A 22,501-nucleotide genomic window follows, 5' to 3' on the forward strand; every position below is an offset into this window, starting at 1 on the left:
TCTTGTTGCAGGTTTAACAAAGTAGCTTATAACTTTGACAGCTACATAGTAAATCCTTTATTCACCTCATCAATAAACCCCAGCACTTCATCTTTACCGAGCTTGTTTTCAGATGAAGTTACGTAGCAGGTCGGCACTTCTTCAAAGGTTGCCGATAGTGCTTTCTTGAACTTGGCTATATTCTGATCGGTTTTCAGGCCTGATTGTTTATCAGCTTTGGTAAATACCAGTACAAAGGGAAGTCCTTTTTCGCCCAGCCAGTTACAGAAAGCCAGATCAATCTTTTGCGGTTCTAGCCGACTGTCAATCAGCACCAGCACACATTGCAGGCTTTCGCGCTTGTCCAGGTAAGTGCGGATAAACTTATCCCAGTCTTCCTTTTTGCTTTTTGAAATACGGGCATAACCGTAACCAGGTAAATCAACCAGGTACCAATTTTCATTGATTAAGAAGTGGTTAATCAACTGTGTTTTACCGGGCGTTTGCGAGGTTTTAGCCAATCCCTTTTTATTAGTAAGCATGTTTATTAACGATGACTTACCAACATTCGATCGGCCAATAAAAGCATACTCCGGTTTTTCCGGTGGGGGTAATTTGGATATTTGCGTGTTGCTGCACACAAACTCAGCAGATTTTACAATCATGACACAAAGATAAGGGTTGTTTATCTTAAATTTGATGTTCAAACATATATTTACATTATGATTGATTATCAGATACCTGCACAAACGCGCATCGGTCACGTACATTTAAAAGTAAGTAATCTGCAACGCGCTCTCGACTTTTATTGTGGCTTGCTCGGGTTTAATTTAATGATGAAATATGGCGAACAAGCTGCTTTTATTTCGGCTGGTGGCTACCACCATCATATTGGATTGAATACCTGGCACAGTAAAGATTCTGTTCCTGCCCCTGAACATTATCCCGGCTTGTACCATACCGCTATATTATATCCTGAACGCAAAGATTTGGCTGCTATACTGCAACGCTTACTGGATGCCAAATACCCGCATATTACCGGCGCATCTGATCATGGGGTATCAGAAGCCATTTATTTAGATGATCCGGACCAGAATGGTGTAGAATTGTATTGGGATCGCCCACGTGAAGAGTGGCCACATAACCCGGATGGCAGCTTAACCATGTTTACTAAAAAACTGAACATAGAAAGCCTACTGGCCGAATTGCATCAGTAAACTATAGGGTGTTTGCGTTCCCAGCGCTTAATAAGCCATTGTTGTGCCTTCCAGCTCAGGTAAGCCGAACCAGCGCCCACCACGGCTCCCCCCAACACATCGCTCGGGTAATGTGTGCCCAGATACATACGTGAATAACCTATTGCGCCGGCATAAGCAAATGATGGTGCAATCACATACCATTTAGGTATAGCCATACTTAATGATGTGGCTGTTGCAAAAGCCATAGAAGTATGCATAGAGGGGAATGAGTACCGACTGGCCTGTGTTTTCTGCGTAATTACGTCGGGATAAGTTGTTGCAGGCCGATCGCGACGGATGGCCTCTTTCAGAACCAAGGTAGCAGCACCGGCTACCAGCAGAGAAGCACCGGCAGCATAAGCATCCCGTTTTAGCAAACGGTATTCATAATGATAACCGCAAAGCAGTAAGGTTACGGGTACAGCAGCATCAATTAGGTAAGATTTATCGCTTATATAGCGCCAAACCTTGTCGGGCCCGGTATGTACACCTGAATTGATATACTTAAGCAAATTAATATCTGCATTCTGGGCTCGTGCATTAAACGAACTCAGAATACAGATTAACCCTACGCAAAAGGCTATTAGTTGTGCCTTCTGCATGAATTATACAATACGGTTAATAACTACTGCTTCCGGATCAGCCAGCATCAGTGGTACTTTTTCTACCGTAACAAAACTTAAATCCAAGCCAAAGCCACGCTCTTCAGAAATGCTCACTTTTTTAAGTTGAGCATAATAAGCCATCACAAAACGCTCGTAAAGAGACATACTGTGCGAACGCGAGAACACCTTTTCAATCACCACAAACCTGAAATCACCTACAATTCTACGTTTGTTCAATGATTCATACTTACTGGTAATATCTACCTCTCCTTTTTTCACCAGATCTTCCACTACTTTGCGGAACAGCATACTAATCTGCTGCTCAACCCGGAAGCCTAGTTTAAAATCAATCCGAATGAGTTTATTGGGAACCAGGAAGTCAACTTCGTAGTTACGGGTATAAGGCTCGTCCATTACGTCAACGTGCACCAGCCAGTAAATATCAGCCCGTTTAGGTTGTTTCTGTAAAATAGAATAAATAATTTTTGATTCTACTTCCGAATTAAAGTTGGCACTGGTTAAGTACACCAGTTGGGAGGCATACTTAGGCACCGATTCATCATCACTCAACTCTTTTAATATATCGTAATAATCTTCTATCTCAACAAACTTGATGTAACGGTTACGTATTTTACGCGCGGTATGCCAGGTCCACATTACACTGAACAGCACAGCACCCATACTCAGGGTAAACCAGCCACCCTCTACAAATTTGCCTAGATTACCATATAAGAAAATACCTTCTACAATCAGGTAAACCGCCAGGAAAAGATTAATAATATAGCTAGGCACTTTACGGCGTTTCAAAAATCTGGATACCAAAATGGTAGTCATGAGCATGGCTACGGTAATACTTAAACCGTAAGCAGCTTCCATTTTATCGGAATGCTGAAACAACAATACCACACCTAAACAGCCAAAGCATAATAACCAGTTGATACTTGGCACATACAATTGCCCTTTTTGTTCTGAAGGGTAGTTAATTTTCACCTTAGGCCACAAGTTCAACCGTACGGCTTCGGCAATCAGCGTGTATGAACCAGATATCAGCGCCTGGCTGGCAATAATAGCTGCTACAGTAGCTATACCGATACCATAAATCAGGAACCAATGCGGCATAATCTGGTAAAAAGGATTATTCTTATTCAGGTCAATAACTTGACCATTGCGCTGCAAAAGCCAAACAGCTTGCCCTAAATAATTCAGTATCAAACACACCTTTACGTATATCCAGCTTACCCGGATGTTTGACCGACCGCAGTGACCTAAGTCGGAATATAAAGCCTCAGCACCGGTAGTACACAAAAACACAGCACCTAAAATAGTGAAAGCACCAGGGTTGGTAGTTAATAAATGGTATGCATAATACGGATTTAATGCTTTAATAACTGAAGGCATCTGTGCAATCAGCACAATACCCAGCACCCCCATCATGGTAAACCACAAAAACATAATAGGTCCGAAAGCCTTACCCACCAGGGAGGTACCGAATTGCTGTATAAAAAACAGCATGGCAATAATAGCCATTACAATCTGGACCGTAGGCAGGTGCGGAAACCTGGTTTGCAAACCTTCAATTGCCGATGAAATAGTGATAGGTGGTGTAATAATACCATCGGCCAGCAAGGCACACCCACCTATTACTGCCGGAATAATGAGCCATTTGGCCCTTCGCCTTACCAAAGAAAACAAGGAAAATATACCACCCTCACCTTTATTATCAGCTTGTAGGGTGATTACCACATATTTGATAGTGGTTTGCAGCGTCAGTGTCCAGAAAATACACGAGACACCGCCCAGCACTAACGCATCAGAAATATGCTGTGAACCCACAATTGCCTTAAACACATACAGCGGTGAGGTACCAATATCGCCGTAAATAATTCCCAAACTGATTAGCAGTCCGCCTAATGTCAGTTTTTGCAGATCTTTATGACTCGACACTTTAAATATAAAATTTTTTTTGTCTAAATTAACGTTTGTAAATGTATACGCTTATATGGTGCTATACACTTTGTAACAGCAAGTTATTAGCATAACTTTTAAAACCATGTTTTGTTAAAAATTGTTAAAAATACTTTATTAAGTGCTACATTGGGGTAACGTATTATAGCTTAATTCATACCTTTGCATAGCAAATACGAATAATGGGGCAAAGATATACTTTTAATCAGTTATGGATAATTTTAATTGCGGCAGCGATATCCATAAATTTTGCCTACACTTTTCCATCGTACTCAGCTCAGAAAACTGATTCTACTTATTTTAAGCGTACCCGTTCAAACGCCAAAATAGCATATCTGAAAAATCTGAGTAACAACGGACTTGTACCCGGTTTAAAAACCATGCCGTTGCTTAAACCGCTGGTTTATGCTACCGTTAAGCCTACCACACCGCGTGAAGATGATAAACTGCTGAGCAACGTACAAACTTACCCTAACGTAATTACCGATCAGCTTAACTTGCGTTATACGGTTTCGCGTAATGCTAATGTGACCATAAAAATTGTGGATGTACTAGGGAATACTGTTTTAACCTTTTCACAAAGGGTTGAACCCGGCGAACAGAAGTTTACGCAATCCATGACCAACCGGCTTACGAGCGGCTTTTATTTCTTACGTGTTATGGCCGGCACCGAATCGGTAATTAAGCGAATTACCATTTTATAAATTTACTTTTTTCAGAAATTAACGTGTTTTAGCGGGCAAAATTATTTTTAGCTTTGGCGTTTACCATACATTTGCCATGAAAATAATTGCTATAGGCCGTAACTACGCCGAACATGCTAAAGAACTGAACAACCCGGTACCTACCGTACCTGTCATATTCATGAAGCCTGATACGGCTTTGTTAAAAGATAACAAGCCTTTTTACTTGCCAGAATTTTCTGAAGATGTACATCATGAAATTGAGCTGGTATTGAAAATCAGCAAAGAAGGTAAGCACATTGCTGAAAAGTACGCTGCCGACTACTTTGACGAAATTGGCTTGGGTATTGACTTTACCGCCCGTGATGTGCAAAGCCGTCATAAAGAAAAAGGCTTACCTTGGGAACTAGCTAAGGCTTTCGACCACTCTGCTCCTATCAGTAACTTTGTACCGAAAAGCCAGTTTCAGGATTTATGCAACCTCAACCTTAAACTGGATGTAAACGGGCAAACCCGTCAGGACGGCAACACTCGTGATTTATCGTTTTCATATGAGCAGATTATTGCTTTTGTATCTCGCTATATTACCTTGAAAAAAGGCGACCTTATATTTACCGGCACCCCTGAAGGTGTAGCTAAAGTAAACATAGGTGACCGGTTGGAAGGCTATCTGGAAGGCCAAAAAATGCTTGATTTTTACGTAAAATAGTTGAATGAAGTCAAAAGTATTTAGGGCTTTACTGGGATACCTATGCCTTTCGCTCAACCTGTACGCTCAAGAGCCGATACAAACCCATACTTATCCTAAAGATATGTTCTGGTATCCGCTGGATTTACCACCCAGCACGGCCGGTTCATTTGGAGAGCTACGCCCGAGCCATTTCCATTCAGGGCTTGATTTTAAAACCAACCAGCGCATTGGGTACCCGGTGCATGCCGCTAATTACGGTTATGTATCGCGCTTACGGGTACAATTAGCTGGCTTTGGCAATGCCGTGTACCTCACCCATCCGGGTGGTTATACTACGGTGTACGGGCACCTGGATCATTTAAGCCCGGAACTGGCTAAAGCAGTGCGTGCTTATCAGCAACAGCATCAAAGCTTCGAGGTAGACTTTAAGCTTGATCCTTTCCAGTTCCCGGTTACCAAGGGGCAAGTTATTGCCTGGTCGGGCAATACCGGTGGTTCTGCCGGTCCGCACCTGCACTTTGAAATACGCGATTCGGCAACCGAGCAAACCATTAACCCACAACTGCTCGGCTTAACTATTCCTGACCATGTTCCGCCTACACTGAACAGCATTACTATTTACCACCTGAACGGGCAGCCATTCAGCGAAAAGATTTTGCGGCAGCATTTAAGTATAACGGGAGCAGGTGGTAATTATCACCTTACCCAACCACAAACGTTGAACCTGAGTGGTGATGTTGGCTTTGGCATTACAGCTACGGATATGAACAGCACATCGTTCAACCGTAATGGCTTGTATTCGCTGGAGATGAAACTGGATGGGCAAACAGTTTACACCTTTGCGGTTGAACGGTTTGCTTTTGATCAAACTCATGCTATTAATGCATACATTGATTATCCGCAATTTCAGCTTACCAGAAGCATGATCCAGAAATGCTTTATATTACCGGGCAGCCATATTACTATCTATCCGCAATCGGTAAACCGAGGTATTATGCATTTTAGCGATACTTTATTACACGATGTAGAATATGTTGTAAAGGACGTGGCAGGTAACACCTCAACACTCAAATTGAAAGTACAAGCCAGTATCATGAAAGACCGCCCGGTGTTTAACCCAACAGGTACGCTGTTTCATTACAATACGCCAAACGATTTTAGTACTGATGCTGTTAAAGTGATTGTACCTGTCGGCAATTTGTACGATGACCTGGACTTTAACTATGCTACCTTGCCGCAAAAGCCGGGCGCTTATTCGGCCACACATCGTATTCATAACAAATTTACGCCTTTGCACGAGGGTTTTCAGCTTTGGATTAAGCCCAACAGTAACATAGGCCGCTATGCCGATAAAGCAATCATCTTCAATACAGTTGCCGGTTCGGTAGGCGGTATTTACCAAGATGGTTACGTTAAAGCCAAACCAGCCAGCTTTGGTGATTTCTATGTTCGTATAGATACCATAGCACCGGTAATTACACCTATTAACATTCACAATGGCAGTAGTATGGCTGGTGTACGCAGTATTACGCTGAAAGCCAGTGATAATTTATCGGGCATAAAAAGCTATGTCGGTAAAATTGATGGCGAGTGGGTATTGGTAGAACAGGATTATAAAACCCGCATTTACAAGCACACCTTTGATGATGCACTAGCTAAGGGTAAACATACTTTTGAGTTTACTGTTACTGATAACAAAGACAACACAAAAACCTACACCGCAGAATTTTACCGATAAGTACTATGGCCACAATATTAAAAGAAGGCGACCAAGCCCCAAACTTTACCGCTACCGACCAGAATGGCAAAACCATTTCGTTATCTGATTACCTGGGTAAGACCGTAATATTATATTTTTACCCGAAAGATGACACACCTGGTTGCACAGCAGAGGCTTGCGATTTTCGAGATAATTATCAATCATTAGCTTCATTGGGTTATGAAGTAATTGGCGTAAGCACCGATGATGAAAAATCGCACAAAAAGTTTGAAACCAAATACAACCTTCCTTTTGTACTCATAGCTGATAACGACCAGCAGATTGTGAACCAGTATGGCGTTTGGGTAGAAAAAAACATGTACGGTAAAAAGTATATGGGTACTGCACGCACTACCTTTATTATCAATCCGGAAGGAGTAATCAGTAAAGTTCTTGAAAAGGTAGATACTAAGAATGCTTCACAGCAGGTTTTAAGCTTGTTGCAGGCATAGCTTACAAATTAATTATTATACTTATTTTCGCAAAATATTGCGGGCCCGTTAAACCCGGGCTGTAAAAATTCATCAAATATTCGCCGCATCGATGTCAGCACAGGTTAGTGATACCGAAATACTCAGTAAGTTCCAGGACGAGAAAACCCGGAACCAGGCATTTAGCTTGTTACTGAAAAAATATCAGCAAAAAATTTACTGGCATGTGCGCCGTATGGTGATTAACCATGACGATGCTGACGACCTGGTACAAGACATATTTGTAAAAGTATGGAAGAACCTGCCAGGTTTTCGCAGTGATGCCCAGCTTTACACTTGGATGTACCGCATAGCCACCAATGAGTGTATTACTTTTCTGAACAAAAAGAAACAGAAAAATAATGTACCGCTAGATGATGTAGCTTATGAATTGTCTGAATCATTAGCCGATTCAACTTACTTTAACGGCGATAAGATACAGATGAAACTACAGCAGGCATTGTTAACCCTGCCCGAAAAACAACGGCTGGTATTCAACATGAAGTACTACGATGAAATGAAGTACGAAGAAATATCAGAAGTGTTGGGCACCAGTGTTGGGGCATTAAAAGCCTCGTTTCATTTGGCTGTGAAAAAAATTGAGGCATTTTTAATAGAGAAAGATTAGAAATTTTCTAATATTGAATTAAACCTTAACCGAATAACGCTATCTAACAAGAGATATGGAAATCGATATGGATAACAAAGAATGGCCGGACGATGGAGCATGGCTTAAAGGGGTTAACGCTGGTAACCCGTTTACAGTGCCTGCCGGTTACTTTGATGATTTAAGCCAGCGAATACTATCATATGTTCAATTAGAGGATTTAAAACAGGCTGATGCCGCAGAAGGATTTACAGTTCCGGAAAACTACTTTACTGAATTAACCAACAATATTGAAAGCAGGATTGCTATAGAGGAAATGCTGGAAGGCAAACCTCATGGCCATACTGTGCCCGATTTGTATTTTGAACAATTAGAAGAGCAGATTAGCAGCCGCATTCAGCTGGAAGAAATGGCCGACGTTCATACCAATGCTTTTACCGTACCTGATGAATATTTCAATCAGTTAAGTGAAAGTATACTGCAAAAAACAGTTGAGCACGACAACCAGCTTAAACGAAGTGTAATCAGGAAGCTTTACAGCTCGGCAGCATTTAAGTATGCTACGGCAGCATGTATTGTGCTGATTGCAGGTGTAGGTATATTTGTAACACAAACCAACAAGCCGCAAGCAGATCATAGCCAATCTTACCTGCATCAGCAGTTGATGCAAATACCTACTTCTGATATCAGATCTTACCTGCAAACACAAACCGATGCCAATGATCTGGAACATACGGTAGCAAGTGAGGGTACTGATTTTAATGATGCTAATTTGCAGAATGCTTTACAAGATGAACTGGAAACACAATAATACGTCCCGAATTGCGCCGCTAATCAGGCAAGTGCTTGTTTTTATATTTGTGTGTACCAGCTTTGAAGCGTTTTGTCAGTTTGGTGGTCCGCCAGCCAGTTTCAGGGATAACCGCATGAACCGGATGGAGCGCCCTAACCGTAGCATGGCGCCAGCTCGCCGTATAGAAGCTTATAAAGAAGGCTACATGAACTTAAAGCTAGGCATGTCGCCCGAACAAGCGCAACGATTTTGGCCCGTGTACAGGCAGTATGAGGCCGAAATCAGGACTACGCTGATGCTAAAACGTCAAAACAACTCCAATAGCCAGCCTAACGGACGCGAGCAGCTAGACCGTGAAGCCTACTATGACCAGAAGTTGGTAGATATACGCAGGCATTACACGGAAGAGTTTTTACGAATACTGCCTCCGCAGAAAGTAAGCTTGATTTATAAAAGCGAGCGGGAGTTTAAAGATGAGCTGATCAGACAGTTGGGTGAACGTCCTGACTCTGGTAACCCCTACTAAGATATGATAGTATTTTGAACAAGGCTTGCCTTATACTGGCAAGCCTTTTTTATTTTTGTACCATGTTAACCTTACGCCAGCTTTTTTTAAATAACAATGCCCAAACTACTGATTTCCCGCTTTTGCTGGAATTTGAACGAGCAGAAGGCATCAACCTGTACAATACAGAAGGGAAAGCCTATATTGATTTAATATCTGGCATTGGCGTAAGCAACATTGGTCACAGCAACCCGGCTGTAATTGATGCAATAAAACAACAGTTGGATAAGTACATGCACCTAATGGTGTATGGCGAATATGTACAAACCCCACAGGTACGCTTTGCTGAAAAGCTGGTATCGTTACTACCAGAAACACTGCAATCTGTTTATTTTACCAACTCGGGCACTGAAGCGGTAGAAGGCGCTATGAAACTGGCGAAGCGCTTTACCGGAAGGCAACAAATTATTGCTTGTCATAACGCTTATCATGGCAGTACGCAAGGCGCTTTGAGCATTATGGGCAATGAAGATTTTAAGCAGGCTTATCGCCCTTTATTGCCGGGCATACAGTTTGTTCATTTCAACAATCAAGAAGATTTAAGTAAAATTACCCGACAAACAGCCTGTGTGATTATAGAAACCATACAAGGTGAAGCTGGCATACGTGTACCTGATACTGACTACCTGCAAGCCTTACGTCAGCGTTGTTATGAAACAGGCACCTTGTTGATACTGGATGAAAACCAGACTGCATTCGGCCGTACAGGAACTCTGTTTGCCTTTGAAGGCTTTGGCATTGTACCCGACATATTGGTGTTAGGTAAAGCTTTGGGAGGCGGTATGCCGTTGGGTGCATTTGTGGCCTCTACTGAAATTATGGGAGCGTTAAAGAACAACCCTATACTAGGTCACATCACTACCTTTGGCGGCCACCCGGTATGTTGTGCTTCAGGCTTAGCATCGCTGGAGGTATTATTAAATGATAACCTGGTTGAACAGGTAGCCAGCAAAGAGGCTTTGTTTAAAGAACGCTTGAACCATCCGGCTATTAAACAAATACGTGGTAAGGGCCTGATGCTGGCTGCCGAACTCGAAAGCTTTGAGTTCAACAAAAAGGTAATTGACCGCTGTATTGAACAAGGTGTAATTACCGATTGGTTTTTGCATTGCAGCAACTCCATGCGCATTGCTCCTCCCTTAATCATCAATCAGCAGCAGATTGAACAAGCCTGTAGCATTATTACAGAAGCTATAGAATATTGCCTTACCTAAGACACGTTTTATTAGCTGTAATAAATGTATTTATCTAATTCTAATTTCATTCTCTTTAATGAAATTCATAGCCTTTTACCATCACCGTTAAACAAATAGTAACAAAGTAATTTATTTGCTGTAAAGCATCTAAACAACTGTACTAGGCTATTCTGCAAATTTGGTATAGTTTATGCGTATATATGTGCAATAATTGCTCAATAGTGATTTAGCGCACCAGATAAAAGATTTTCAAAATAGCACTGGCCTTTTTTTTAGTCATTAGTGTATTTCTACTACACACTTTATCTGCTCATCTATCCATTAGCTAATTACTGTTACCTAAAAGAACATAAACTTACAATGAAAATAGCGTATATCTCAACGTATCCTCCGCGTGAATGCGGACTTGCAACCTTCAATCAGAATGTAATGCGAGCCATTAATGCCAATTTTCCTGAAAGAAAGTCGGCTTTAGAAGGTGGCTATGTAGTAGCCATTAATGATTCGGATAGTGTGCAGGCGTATGAGTATCCGCCAGAGGTTAAATATATTATCCGCCAAAACCACCAGAAAGATTATATTCAGGCAGCTAATTACGTTAATACCAGTGATGTGGATGCTTGTATTTTGGAGCATGAGTTTGGTATTTACGGCGGCGAAAGCGGTATTTATATACTGCCTTTGCTTAATCGTTTAGAAAAACCTCTGATCTCTATTTTACACACTATACTACGTGAGCCTAGCTACGTACAAAAGCTTATTATCCGTGAAATTGCCGAGCAGTCAGCAAAAATCATTGTAATGAGCAAACGTGCTGTTGAATTTCTAACTACCATTTATGAAATTCCAGCCGAAAAAATACAGATTATTGAACATGGTGTGCCTGATTTAGAAGCACCTGCCAATAACCCGGTTAAAAAGCTATCCGCATTTAAAAACCGTAAAGTGCTATTAACTTTTGGCTTACTAAGCCGTAACAAAGGTTTAGAAGTAGTTATTAAAGCTTTACCTAAAATTGTAGAAAAGCATCCAGACGTGATGTATGTGATATTAGGTAATACCCACCCTGGTATAGTAAAACATTCGGGCGAAGAATACCGTGATTATTTAAAATTGTTAGCTTCACAGCTAAAGGTTTCTAATAACTTAACCTTCATTAACAAATTTGTAACTGAAGAAGAATTAATGGATTACCTGACTGCAGCAGCAGTATATGTAACGCCATATCATAATGAAGCCCAAATCACCAGCGGAACTTTATCATACGCAGTAGGTGCTGGTGCAGCTGTAGTATCAACCCCATATTGGCATGCTACTGAGCTGTTAGATGACAACCGCGGCCGCTTGTTTGACTTTAAAGATCATGAGGCACTGGCTAATACCATCAATGAGCTTTTTGATGATGAAGCAGCTATGCAAACCTTGAAGCAAAATGCTTATGAATATGGTTTGCACCTGCGCTGGCCAGTTATAGGTTCTGAGTTTATTAAAGTAGCTCAGGAAGCCAGCAACAAACATGATTTCAGAGATAAAATTTTACGCAACAGCATTGTTGACCCCGAAATTATGCCAAAATTCAGCTTGGCGCACATACTGCGCTTAACCGATGATACTGGTATCGTACAACATGCTAAATACGGTATACCTAACCTAAAAGAAGGTTATTGCCTGGATGATAATGCCCGTGCCTTAATTATGGCATTGATGGCTTATCAACGTAATAAAAGCCCGGAAGCTTTTAAATTGCTGCCCATCTACTTAAGCTACATTCACTACATGCAAACGGATGATGGTAACTTCCGTAACTTCCTGAGCTTTGATCGCCGTTACTTAGACGACATTGGCTCTGAAGATTCTTTCGGACGCACTATATGGTCTTTAGGTTATCTGATTGGCTGCGCTGCCAGCAATTCTTACCGTGAGTTTGCGTTAGAGCTATTCCATCGTTCATTTACGCACTTCAAAGCGTTAAAACATATCCGGGGCATGGCTAATACCGTTATTGGTATATCACTGTATTTGGAAGCAGTGCCATCTGATGAAGGTATGATTAAAGAACTCATCCGCTTAACACAGCCACTGGTTGAAGCTTATGAAAAAACAGCTACGCCGGATTGGCAATGGTTTGAGGAGATGATGACCTACGACAACGCAATATTACCTTTAGCCTTACTGCATTCTTGCAGTATAACCGGTAACGAAGAGGTAAAGCGTATTGCATTAGAAAGCATGGCTTTCCTAGATAAGCTTACCTTATCAAACGGTTATTTGAGCCCTGTTGGTAATGATGGCTGGTATTATCGTGGTGGTACCTTCCCTACTTACGATCAGCAAGCGATAGAAACCATGGCCATGGTATTGATGCATTTCAAAGCGTATGAAACCTTCAGACAGCCTGAGTATATTGAGAAAATGTTCTTGAGCTATAAATGGTTCTTGGGCGAAAATACCTTGCGTGCACCACTGTATGACCATGAAACTAAAGGTTGCTGCGATGGTTTACTACCAACTGGCATAAACCGTAACCAGGGTGCCGAAAGTACATTGGCTTACATGATATCGCACCTTACTGTGTTGAAAGCTTTTGAGCTGGAATACGAATATAACAAGTACGGCCAAGGTCTTGAAGTTTGCTAAATGAAAGTAGCCGTATTAGCCCCTGTTGCCTGGCGCACACCGCCCAGGCACTATGGGCCTTGGGAACAGGTAGCCTCTAACATAGCTGAAGGTTTAATCAAGAAAGGCGTTGAGGTCACGCTGTTTGCCACTGGTGATTCTATCACTGCGGGCACGCTGGATGCCGTTTGTGCTACAGGTTACGAGGAAGATCGTAGTCAGGATGCCAAAGTGCTGGAATGTTTACACATCAGTAACCTGATGGAAAAAGCAGGCAGCTTTGATTTGATACATAACAATTTCGACTTTTTACCCCTTACTTATTCAGGACTGATAAAAACGCCGGTAATAACTACCATACATGGTTTTTCATCACCCCGAATCATTCCGGTGTACAAAAAGTATAATGCTACGTCGCACTATGTATCTATCAGCAATGCTGATCGCAGCCCTGAACTGGATTACCTGGCTACCGTGTACAATGGCTTAAATACACAGGAATTTGCAGTGGCTGAACAACCGGATGATTATCTGGTATATTTTGGCCGCATACATCATGATAAAGGTGCAGCCGAAGCTATTGAAATTGCCCGCAAGAGCAACCGAAGACTGCTGATAGCCGGGATTATTCAGGATGAAAATTATTACCGTGAAAAAGTAGAGCCTTTTATTGATAACGAACAGATTGTTTATGCAGGCCATGCCGGACCAGACAAACGGAACGAACTATTAGGCAAAGCCGCAGCCCTGCTGCACCCCATTAACTTTAACGAACCTTTTGGCATGAGTGTAGCCGAAGCTATGCTTTGCGGCACCCCGGTGATTGCCTTTAACAAAGGCTCAATGCCGGAGTTGATTAAAGATCAGGAAACCGGCTTTTTAGTAAACACGGTAGAGGAAGCCGTAGACGCCGTAAAAGAATTGCCTGTTATTGACAGGCAAGCTTGCCATGAATGGGCAAAGAGCCAATTTTCGCGCGAGAAAATGGTAGATGATTATTATAAGCTGTATCAACAAATTTTAAATAAGTAGGTACTAGCATTTATATATAGCTGCAAACGAGAAAGGGAGCAATCATTAACTGATTGCTCCCTTTTTCATTATAATGTTTTGGTATTGTATTATATACCATCGGCTTTCAAGCGATCCAGTAAAGTTCTCAGATCCACTTCTGCAAAAGAAGATGAATAATCGGATAAACCATAAGGTAAAATTAGTTTGCCATTATGCACCATAGAACCGCAGGAGTAAATAACGTTAGGAACGTAACCTTCACGCTCGTCACTGTTCGGAATTAACAAAGGCTCTTTCAAACGACCAATTTCAATGCTAGGGTCATCCAATTTTAGTAAGCTGGCACCTAAAACATATTTACGCATCGGGCCCACGCCATGCGTGATAACCAACCAACCATCTTCTGTTTCAATAGGCGAACCACAGTTACCTATTTGCACGAACTCCCAAGCAAATTTAGGAGCTTGCAGTTTTTGAGGATTTTCCCATATATTGATTTTATCGGAATACATAATGTAGTTATTCCAACCATCAATACGGGAAAGCATAGCATATTTTCCGTTTATTTTACGTGGAAACAAGGCCAGGTTTTTGTTTGCTGCTCCGGCACCGTATAACGGCATAATTTTGAAGTTGATGAAATCATTCGTTTGCAGCAACTTCGGCATAATCAATGAACCATCGTAAGCCGTGTAAGTAGCATAATACACTGAACTGCCATCGTCATTAGTAAACTTTACAAAGCGGGCATCCTCAATCCCTTTGCGTTCATATTCAGAAATCGGGAAAATAACCCGGTCTGAAATATCCGTATCCAGCGAGAATACAATTTCATAATAAGAATCTGCCAACCATAGTATTTTGTCATACTCTAACCGACGCGTATCATCCTGGTGGCTCTTTTGCGCTTCCAGAATGATTTTACGTAACTCGGTATATTCGAAATGATGATCCAGCTGGCCTTCCAGTTCTTTCAATACATCAACGTTAATTTGAGTAGCTACTGCTTTCTCAAAAAACAGATTTTTTGTATAAACGGCATTACGAACTATTTCAGCCTCGTCAATATAGTTACCGGCTGGCAGTACTGTAATTTCATTGTTTTTACCAAATAAAGCCCTACGGAAGGTTATAGAGGATACGTGCCCCTCACCTACTGCTCGGAAACTGATAATAACCCGGCGCTGACCTTCTTCCAGTTCGCTCTGGTCAGGGTCATCAACCATCGATGGGTTGAAAAACGCGGCCGACTCAATAGAGTACTCATGCGTAAAGTATGAGCCCAGCAGTAATTTGCGGTACACGCTTAACGAATCAAAATCAATACCCAGTTCGCTAATGTAGGCTTTTAGTTTACTGCAATGGCGGTTAAATACACGGGTAATATTACGATGGCGTTTGGAATATTCCTGCAACAAGGGCGATATTAAGTCAAATACGTGCTCTTCATTGACCTCCATTACACGCTGAATAACTTCTTTAGCACGATCAGGACCATTAAAAAAGAATCTGGCAATAACACGCTTAGAATCGGGGTTTACTTTTACAGCTTTACGCTCGATAGAAAGTCTCATATATAAAATAAGTTTTCAAAAAAACCGTAGTTCGGCTAATCAATTACAGCAACCAAGCATAATAGCTGTTTAAACAGCCAATGTTTGAATTGCCTAAACCAACACAATTTGAACTGGGTATAAGTTTTATGTTTTTTAAATTAGATTAAATACCAATGGTTTAAACGTACTCTTCAGAAACTATTTATACTTACAATTAAATTACTTTGTTACGCTTAATTAGATAAGCTTTTAATAAATTTTGATAGCCTTCATGAATATTAGAATCCACCAAATCAACCTGGTACTGGGCGCACTTTAGCTCCAACTCATGCCGGTAGTGTTGCAGTACTTGCCGATAGCTATCGCGTACGCGGCCCGGGTGCACTTTTAGCTCTTCGCCACTTTCTATATCCACAAAATGATGTGGCCGGTTGTCAAAGCTAAAATCCAGTTCATGCTGGCGATCGTTCACATTGAATATAACTACCTCGTGCTTGTTAAACTTTAGGTGTTGCAGAGCAGCAAACAATGCCTGCATCTTTTCAGGATTCAAACTGTTTTCCAGCATATCACTGAAAATAATAATCATGGAACGCTGATGAATTTCTTCAGCAAAGTAATGAATTACGTCAGTGAGGTGAGTTTGCGTGTTTGCCTTAGGTTGCTGATAGGCTTTCTCCAGTTCGGCAAACAGGTAAAACATGTGGGTAGTGGTTGAGCGGGCTGCACTCAACCAGTCTATTTTATCAGAGAAGATTCCTAAACCAAAAGCATCTCGCTGCTTTTTGAATAAGTACATTAGCGAAGCTATGGCATATACCGAAAACTGTAGCTTATTGATACCTTTTTGCGGATAGTTCATGGATGATGAGGTATCCAGCAGCAGGTAGCACCGCAGGTTAGTTTCTTCTTCAAACTGCTTAACGAACAATTTGTCGGTTTTGGCGAATAATTTCCAATCAATGTTTTTTACCGATTCACCACTGTTATACAACCGGTGTTCAGCAAACTCTACAGAAAAGCCATGAAACGGACTTTGATGCAAGCCGGTGATAAAGCCTTCAACCACCTGCCTGGCCAGCAGCTCTAAATTAGCCAGTTCCCTGATTTCCTGATTGGTATTTAATTCAGCCATGGTACGGCAAAGTAATCATAAAAAAAGCGTTACTGTAATTGAGTAACGCTTTCTTAATATATTTAATATAGATGGTTAAGCTAATTGTTTGTCCAGTTTACCAGCTAAAACTGATTTTGGCACTGCACCAATTTGCTTATCTACAATCTGACCGTCTTTGAAGTATAGTAATGCAGGAATATTGCGGATACCAAATTTCATAGAAACGCCTGGATTGTTATCCACATTTACTTTACCGATTATAGCTTTGCCATCATATTCTTTGGCAATTTCTTCAACTACCGGACCTACCATGCGGCAAGGACCACACCATTCTGCCCAGAAGTCAACCAATACGGGTTTATCTGATTTCAACACTACTTCTTCGAAGTTAGCGTCAGTAATTTCTAAAGCCATGATTTTATGTTTTAAGTTAATATTAACAAATATATACTAATCAAATTACTTGCCACAAGTAGTGGCTGACAATCTGACAATCGAATTACGGGCGTATGTTCACCTATGGGTTAAAACATGCCCAGTTCATCTTTTGCTTTATCCGAATATCCCCATTCTTCGTTTTCCTTCAACTCCGGATAGGTATAAGGATCTTTAAGCACGCTGTACACCATCCATACCATTAGAAATGGTGAGATTAAAAAGGCATAAGACAATATAGTTTGCGATATACCGGTGTGAAACAGCACCGAATATATAATTACAAATACAGTAACCGTAATTACCGAAACCTTGGCTATGCTCATATGCTTGCTTCTTAAAAGTTCTGAATAAGCAACAGCAATGCAGCAGTTTAAGTTTTACTAATCTTCAGGCAACTACTTTTCAGATGCGTACATAAATCCAATGTATTATAATATTCTAAGTACCTTTTTCCTACTTCAATACCGGTTGCACATTAGTAAGCTGATAAATTTCGGCCAGCAAATCATCGCTTGGATGTACCCGGCAGGTTTTGGAAGGCAGATCGATAAACAAGGTATCTTCGCTATCCTTAATCATGAACCGCAAGGCACAGTTTTTATTATCATGCTTCTGGTTATTAGCTTCTACAGCCTGTTGTAAGCTGTCCAGCAACTGATCGTTCAGGTTGTGCAGGTGCATACATACCGTTAATGATTTTGTCATTTTATCCCGCATTTCTGATAATAGGTTAATGGCAGCTATGCGCAAATCCCAGTTATCTTTCTGGCGATATTTTTCTTCAATGTTACCTTTAATCTGGATAAAGTACCCTTCCACCAACAGGTTGCGGAACTTAATGTAATCATCACCAAACAAAGCAAACTCGTACGAGTCATTGTAATCTTCCAGCACGAAAGTGCCAAAAGGCTTGCCGGTTTTGGTCATTTTGTGCTGTACGTTCGCCATTAAGCCACCAATAGCTAATTCACCCTGGCGACGTAACAAGTTAAAACGTTCCATAATATCAGGCGCGGCTTCACCATTACGCATGGTTACCAGTACTTTCAAATCGGATACCCGGTTCTGGCAATATTTTTCCAGCTCCAGCTTATAATTATCCAGCGGGTGACCAGTCAGATAGATACCGATTACATCTTTCTCATACTTCAGCTTTTCTATTAATGGCCATTCTTCAACATCGGGCATAGCAGGTTCGGGTATGTAAGCGGCCATGGTACCACCGAATAAAGAAGCTTGCGAACTGCTTTGTGTATTCTGGTAATCGTTAGAGTATTTAATCAGGCGTTCTACACCGGTTAGCAAACCATTTTCGGTTTTGGCAAAAAAGCGTGCCCGGTTAACGCCAAAACTATCAAATGCACCGGCATAAACCAGGTTCTCGTATGATTTTTTATTTACGTTACGAACATTGCTGCGCTGTGCAAAATCAAAAACTGATTGGTAAGGTCCGCGCTCGTTACGTTCCTGTATAATACTTTCAATGGCTTTATCACCCACCCCTTTTACACCGGTTAAGCCAAAACGTACTTCACCTTTTTTATTCACGGCAAACGCCATGTCCGATTCATTTACGTCGGGCCCCAGCACATTGATACCCATACGACGGGTTTCTTCCATAAAGAAAGATATCTTTTCAATGCTGTTCTGGTTGTTCAATACCGCAGCCATGTACTCGGATGGGTAATGCGCTTTCAGATAAGCCGTCTGGTAAGCCACAAAGGCATAGCAGGTAGAGTGCGATTTATTGAACGCATATTGGGCAAAAGCTTTCCAGTCATTCCAGATTTTAGTCAGTTTATCTTTAGGGTGGCCCTTTGCCGTTGCGCCATCCACAAACTGGGATTCCATTTTGTTCAGAATCTCAATTTGCTTTTTACCCATCGCTTTACGCAACACGTCGGCATCACCCTTACTAAAGCCCGCCAACTTTTGCGATAAAAGCATCACCTGTTCCTGGTACACGGTGATACCATAACTTTCCCCCAGGTACTCTTCCATGTCGGGCAAATCGTAAGTGATAGGTTCCAGGCCATGCTTACGCTTAATAAAGTTCGGGATGTACTCGAGTGGTCCTGGCCGATACAGGGCATTCATGGCAATCAAGTCTTCAAACTTATCCGGCTTCAAGTCGCGCAGGTACATTTGCATACCATCACTTTCAAACTGGAACGTACCGTTGGTATCACCGCGCTGGTACAGCTCGTAAGTTTTCTGATCGTCTAGCGGTATATAGTCTATATCGATGTCCCGGTCATGGTTCTGCTTAATCATGCGCAGCGCATCTTTGATGATGGTTAGGGTTTTTAAACCCAAAAAGTCCATCTTGATAACACCCGCATCTTCAATTACACGACCATCATACTGGGTAACCAGCAGGTCAGAATCTTTGGCGGTGGCTACGGGTACAATGTTGGTCAAGTCGTCGGGCGCAATGATGATACCTGCGGCATGCACGCCCGTATTTCGTACTGAACCTTCCAGCTTTTCAGCTTCGCGCAGTACCGTACCTTTTAAATCCTGACTTTTATAGATTTCCTGTAGTTCAGGTACTTGCTGAATGGCCGCTTTCAGGGTGATGCCCAAAGTTTCGGGTACCAGCTTTTTCATGGCATTCACATCAGATAACGGCATATCCAGCGCGCGGCCTACATCCTGAATACTGGTACGGGCAGCCATCGAACCATAGGTAATAATTTGTGCTACCTGGTTTTTACCGTATTTATCTACCACGTAGTCGATTACCTTTTGCCGTCCGCTATCGTCAAAATCCGTATCAATATCGGGCATTGATTTACGGTCAGGATTCAGGAAACGTTCGAACAGGAGGTTATACTTAATAGGGTCGATGTTGGTGATACCGATACAATAAGCCACCGCCGAACCCGCTGCCGAACCACGCCCTGGGCCAATAAACACACCCAAGTCTCGTCCGGCTTTAATGAAATCAGCCACGATGAGGAAGTAACCGGCAAAACCCATGGTTTTAATAGTGAACAACTCAAAGTTGATACGCTCTTCCACATCAGGCGTAATATCCCGATAGCGTTCTTTAGCCCCTTTAAAGGTCATATCTTTCAGATACTCCCACTGGTTCAAGTTATCGGCTTCCGGTCCTTCATGTATTTTAAACTCCGGCGGTATCGGGAAGTTGGGCAGCATGATGTCGCGCTTCAGCTTCAGCACGTCCACCTTGTCCACAATCTCGTTGGTGTTATCTAATGATTCGGGCAGGTCATGAAACAGTTGTCCCATTTCAGCCTGTGTCTTGAAATAAAACTGATCATTCGGAAAACCAAAACGATAGCCTTTCCCACCTTCTTCATCCGTAGCAATCGGTGTACTCTGCATATCACCAGTATTCACGCACAGCAAAATATCGTGTGCGTTAGCATCCTGCTGATCCACATAATGCGAATCATTAGAGCAGATCATTTTTACCTGATGCTTTTTAGCATATTGCTGTAACCGGTTATTAATAATTTCCTGCTCGGGTATTTCGTGGCGTTGCAGCTCAATGTAGTAATCCTCGCCAAACAGATCTAGCCACCATTTAAACTCAGCTTCGGCCTCCTCTTCCGTCTTTTTCAGGATAGCTTGCGGCACCGATGCACCAATACAGCAGCTGGTAGCAATTAAGCCTTTATGATGCTTCAATATCAATTCCTTATCAATACGGGGCCATTTGCTGTACAAGCCCTCCATGTACCCGTACGAACACAGCTTGATGAGGTTACGATACCCCTCGGCATTTTTAGCCAGAAATAACTGGTGATACCGAACGTCTTTCTTCTCTTTGGTAAACTGCTTGCGGTGACGGTCTTCCACTACGTAAAACTCGCAGCCCACAATAGGTTTTACATTGTGCTTGGCCGCTTCGGCCACAAACTTAAACACCCCGAACATGTTACCGTGGTCGGTAATAGCCAGGGCCTTCATACCATCCGCAGCAGCTTTTTTATACAGCTTGCTAATGTCGGCAGCACCGTCGAGTAAAGAAAATTGAGTATGTACGTGTAAATGAGAAAAATCAGGCATAACTAATCCGTTTCAGCACCAGAGTTGGCCTACAAATTTACTGAAAATAGCGGTTTATTTGGGGTGGATTGTAATTTATCAAAGTGGTATGACAGAGAAATATAGTGGTAAGGTTTATGCTTTATTGAAGCACCGGACTTCTTTATTGAGCTTGTGCTTTGATGATTGTTCATCTGCTCATGGCCGCAGAGGCCTAGTTACTTTTGTCTTAGTCACAAAAGTAACCAAAAAGACAAGGCAGAAAAAAGCTTCCTCCCTCACACCCAACGCTGGCCCGCTTTTCTGCCAACCCTACGCTCTTGTTTTTAGCAGTTTTTAATTCATCCCTACGCCTAACTCTGCTACTTCTCGCTACGACTTGAAAGTCTTGATTCCTGAATCTATACTCTTAATTCTTATCCACTCGTCTTCTTCCAGCTTCGGGTGAAAGGGAGGCAGCACAGATGGCATAGTGCGGCAGGAAAAGGTCTTTTATTCTTTGCTGAAGCTTGGGCTAGTGCGCGGTGTAAGCGGGGCAAAGAATAAACAACCTGTGGTGTTGCGTACCTTTGCAGGGATGGGATTAGTGCGGCAAAGAAGCATAGAAGAGACTTGGCCTTTTTGTTTCTTTTGTGGCTAAGACAAAAGAAATAGCCCCTGCGGCAATGAGCAGACAAACAATAATAACAGCACCACCCTCAAAAACAAGCACAACAAAAAAGCAACGCCATTATCATGACGTTGCCTTTTATAAAATTCCCTATTCCCCTTTACTTCACTTCTTCCTCTTTGCCGGGTACAAACTTCATGGAAATGGAGTTGACACAGTGACGGGTATTTTTAGCAGTAAAGCGTTCGCCCACGAATACGTGACCTAGGTGAGCACCGCAGTTGGCACATAAAATTTCGGTACGACTACCATCGGCATCGGTTTCACGGTGAACAGCGCCGGGTATTTCATCGTCAAAGCTGGGCCAGCCACAGAAGGATTCAAATTTATCTTTCGATAGGTACAACGGTGCATCGCAACGGCGACAAATGTAAGTACCTTGCGCTTTATTATTTAGCAACTCGCCGGTAAATGGGCGCTCAGTACCTTTGTATAAGATCACCCGTTCTTCAGCAGGCGTCAGGTTATTGTATTTGATATTTTGATCGCGTTCCATGTAGCTTGTATATCAAAAGCTGCGCC

At 42.0% G+C, this 22,501-nt stretch carries 20 protein-coding genes; 11 read left to right on the top strand and 9 right to left on the bottom strand.

What is annotated here, in order from left to right:
* Positions 1 to 41: 41 nt before the first annotated feature.
* On the bottom strand, positions 42 to 644 hold the full coding sequence (gene yihA, locus HH214_RS01845) for a ribosome biogenesis GTP-binding protein YihA/YsxC (protein WP_169605718.1): 603 nt from the start codon (positions 642 to 644) through the stop codon (positions 42 to 44).
* A gap of 57 nt (positions 645 to 701) precedes the next feature.
* On the opposite strand from yihA, the gene HH214_RS01850 reads away from it, so the two are divergent.
* Positions 702 to 1,196 carry a VOC family protein gene (locus HH214_RS01850; protein WP_169605719.1) on the top strand — a complete coding sequence of 165 codons (495 nt, stop codon included), beginning with the start codon at positions 702 to 704 and terminating at the stop codon, positions 1,194 to 1,196.
* Here HH214_RS01850 and HH214_RS01855 read toward each other — a convergent pair.
* Together HH214_RS01855 and HH214_RS01860 are read right to left on the bottom strand one after the other, a co-directional pair.
* Positions 1,190 to 1,819, bottom strand: coding sequence for a phosphatase PAP2 family protein (locus HH214_RS01855; protein ID WP_169605720.1), 630 nt, complete (start codon positions 1,817 to 1,819; stop codon positions 1,190 to 1,192). The two genes, HH214_RS01850 and HH214_RS01855, sit on opposite strands and share 7 nt — an antisense overlap.
* A 3-nt stretch (positions 1,820 to 1,822) precedes the next feature.
* A complete protein-coding gene (locus tag HH214_RS01860) occupies positions 1,823 to 3,766 on the bottom strand; it encodes a KUP/HAK/KT family potassium transporter (protein WP_169605721.1) in 1,944 nt (647 codons plus the stop codon).
* Between the two features lie 203 nt (positions 3,767 to 3,969).
* On the opposite strand from HH214_RS01860, the gene HH214_RS01865 reads away from it, so the two are divergent.
* The 10 genes from HH214_RS01865 to HH214_RS01910 all read left to right on the top strand — a co-directional run bounded on the left by HH214_RS01865 (position 3,970) and on the right by HH214_RS01910 (position 14,199).
* A complete protein-coding gene (locus HH214_RS01865; protein WP_169605722.1) occupies positions 3,970 to 4,491 on the top strand; it encodes a T9SS type A sorting domain-containing protein in 522 nt (173 codons plus the stop codon).
* A 76-nt stretch (positions 4,492 to 4,567) separates the two neighbouring features.
* Positions 4,568 to 5,179, top strand: coding sequence for a fumarylacetoacetate hydrolase family protein (locus HH214_RS01870; protein WP_169605723.1), 612 nt, complete (start codon positions 4,568 to 4,570; stop codon positions 5,177 to 5,179).
* Positions 5,180 to 5,183: 4 nt separating this feature from the next.
* The gene (locus HH214_RS01875; protein WP_169605724.1) at positions 5,184 to 6,899 is read left to right on the top strand and encodes a M23 family metallopeptidase; all 1,716 of its coding nucleotides are present in this window, start codon (positions 5,184 to 5,186) and stop codon (positions 6,897 to 6,899) included.
* A 5-nt stretch (positions 6,900 to 6,904) separates the two neighbouring features.
* Positions 6,905 to 7,372: a thioredoxin-dependent thiol peroxidase gene (gene bcp / locus HH214_RS01880; protein WP_169605725.1), complete on the top strand. Its 468-nt coding sequence runs from the start codon at positions 6,905 to 6,907 to the stop codon at positions 7,370 to 7,372.
* Positions 7,373 to 7,463: 91 nt separating this feature from the next.
* On the top strand, positions 7,464 to 8,018 hold the full coding sequence (locus HH214_RS01885) for an RNA polymerase sigma factor (RefSeq protein ID WP_169605726.1): 555 nt from the start codon (positions 7,464 to 7,466) through the stop codon (positions 8,016 to 8,018).
* Between the two features lie 55 nt (positions 8,019 to 8,073).
* Positions 8,074 to 8,808, top strand: a complete 735-nt coding sequence (locus HH214_RS01890; protein ID WP_169605727.1) for a hypothetical protein — start codon at positions 8,074 to 8,076, stop codon at positions 8,806 to 8,808.
* Entirely contained in the window at positions 8,789 to 9,316 is a 528-nt protein-coding gene (locus HH214_RS01895) for a hypothetical protein (protein ID WP_169605728.1), read from the top strand. The genes HH214_RS01890 and HH214_RS01895 overlap by 20 nt, the downstream gene beginning before the upstream one ends.
* A gap of 62 nt (positions 9,317 to 9,378) precedes the next feature.
* The gene (locus HH214_RS01900) at positions 9,379 to 10,569 is read left to right on the top strand and encodes an aspartate aminotransferase family protein (RefSeq protein ID WP_169605729.1); all 1,191 of its coding nucleotides are present in this window, start codon (positions 9,379 to 9,381) and stop codon (positions 10,567 to 10,569) included.
* A 342-nt stretch (positions 10,570 to 10,911) separates the two neighbouring features.
* Entirely contained in the window at positions 10,912 to 13,188 is a 2,277-nt protein-coding gene (locus HH214_RS01905) for a glycosyltransferase family 4 protein (RefSeq protein WP_169605730.1), read from the top strand.
* Positions 13,189 to 14,199, top strand: a complete 1,011-nt coding sequence (locus tag HH214_RS01910) for a glycosyltransferase family 4 protein (protein WP_169605731.1) — start codon at positions 13,189 to 13,191, stop codon at positions 14,197 to 14,199.
* Positions 14,200 to 14,288: 89 nt separating this feature from the next.
* Here the strand turns inward: HH214_RS01910 and HH214_RS01915 are convergent, their stop codons facing one another.
* From HH214_RS01915 to HH214_RS01940, 6 genes are all read right to left on the bottom strand, one after another.
* Positions 14,289 to 15,755: a glycoside hydrolase family 130 protein gene (locus tag HH214_RS01915; protein WP_169605732.1), complete on the bottom strand. Its 1,467-nt coding sequence runs from the start codon at positions 15,753 to 15,755 to the stop codon at positions 14,289 to 14,291.
* A gap of 196 nt (positions 15,756 to 15,951) precedes the next feature.
* Positions 15,952 to 16,872 (bottom strand): DUF58 domain-containing protein, encoded by a 921-nt coding sequence (locus HH214_RS01920; RefSeq protein WP_169605733.1) that lies wholly within the window; start codon positions 16,870 to 16,872, stop codon positions 15,952 to 15,954.
* 75 nt (positions 16,873 to 16,947) lie between these two features.
* Positions 16,948 to 17,268, bottom strand: a complete 321-nt coding sequence (gene trxA, locus HH214_RS01925; protein ID WP_169605734.1) for a thioredoxin — start codon at positions 17,266 to 17,268, stop codon at positions 16,948 to 16,950.
* 110 nt (positions 17,269 to 17,378) lie between these two features.
* Positions 17,379 to 17,615: a hypothetical protein gene (locus tag HH214_RS01930; protein WP_169605735.1), complete on the bottom strand. Its 237-nt coding sequence runs from the start codon at positions 17,613 to 17,615 to the stop codon at positions 17,379 to 17,381.
* A gap of 130 nt (positions 17,616 to 17,745) precedes the next feature.
* The gene (gene dnaE / locus HH214_RS01935) at positions 17,746 to 21,330 is read right to left on the bottom strand and encodes a DNA polymerase III subunit alpha (protein ID WP_169605736.1); all 3,585 of its coding nucleotides are present in this window, start codon (positions 21,328 to 21,330) and stop codon (positions 17,746 to 17,748) included.
* A gap of 749 nt (positions 21,331 to 22,079) precedes the next feature.
* Complete coding sequence (locus HH214_RS01940; RefSeq protein WP_169605737.1) at positions 22,080 to 22,475, bottom strand: methionine-R-sulfoxide reductase; 396 nt, start codon at positions 22,473 to 22,475, stop codon at positions 22,080 to 22,082.
* Between the last annotated feature and the right edge of the window lie 26 nt (positions 22,476 to 22,501).

The organism is Mucilaginibacter robiniae (assembly GCF_012849215.1).
GTDB classification, from domain to species: domain Bacteria; phylum Bacteroidota; class Bacteroidia; order Sphingobacteriales; family Sphingobacteriaceae; genus Mucilaginibacter; species Mucilaginibacter robiniae.